This window comes from Clostridium gallinarum, from assembly GCF_014836325.1.
GTDB lineage: Bacteria > Bacillota > Clostridia > Clostridiales > Clostridiaceae > Clostridium > Clostridium gallinarum.
The window spans coordinates 1-572 of record NZ_JACSQZ010000141.1 but is presented as its reverse complement, the minus strand read 5'-3'; the positions used below and the strand labels follow the sequence as shown (position 1 = coordinate 572).

Sequence of the window (572 nt, the reverse complement as noted above, 5' to 3'; positions counted from 1 at the left end):
AAAAAAGTTCTAGGTTTAAAGAATTTTAGCTTGAATATTAGAAAAGGTGAAATAGTTGGTATAGCAGGAGTAGAGGGTAATGGACAGACTGAATTAGTTGAAGCTATAACAGGAATGAGAAATGTAGAAGAGGGAAAAATTATTTTTAATGGAAGAGATATAACAAAAGATTCTATTAGAAAAAGAATAGATGAAGGAATAGCTCATATTCCAGAAGATAGACATAAAAGAGGACTTATTTTAGATTATACTATGGAAGACAACATGGTTTTAAAAGAGTATAAAAATAAACCTTTCTCAAAAAATGGTTTAATAAATAGAGAAGAAATAAAAAAATACTCAGATAAGATAATAGAAACTTTTGATGTAAGATCAGGTGAAGGTGGAAAATCAATTGCAAGATCTTTATCAGGCGGAAATCAGCAAAAGGGGATTATTGGAAGAGAGATATTATCAAACCCAGATTTATTAATTGCTGTTCAACCTACTAGAGGGTTAGATGTTGGTTCTATAGAATACATACACAAAAGATTAGTTGAACAAAGAGATAATGGAAAAGCAGTACTTTTAGT

1 protein-coding gene is annotated in these 572 nt (G+C 29.5%); it reads left to right on the top strand.

Features of this window, described 5'->3' with window-relative positions; genetic code table 11:
- Window positions 1–572: ATP-binding cassette domain-containing protein (locus H9660_RS16175; protein ID WP_191751396.1), on the top strand; the 572-nt coding region annotated here is incomplete at both ends.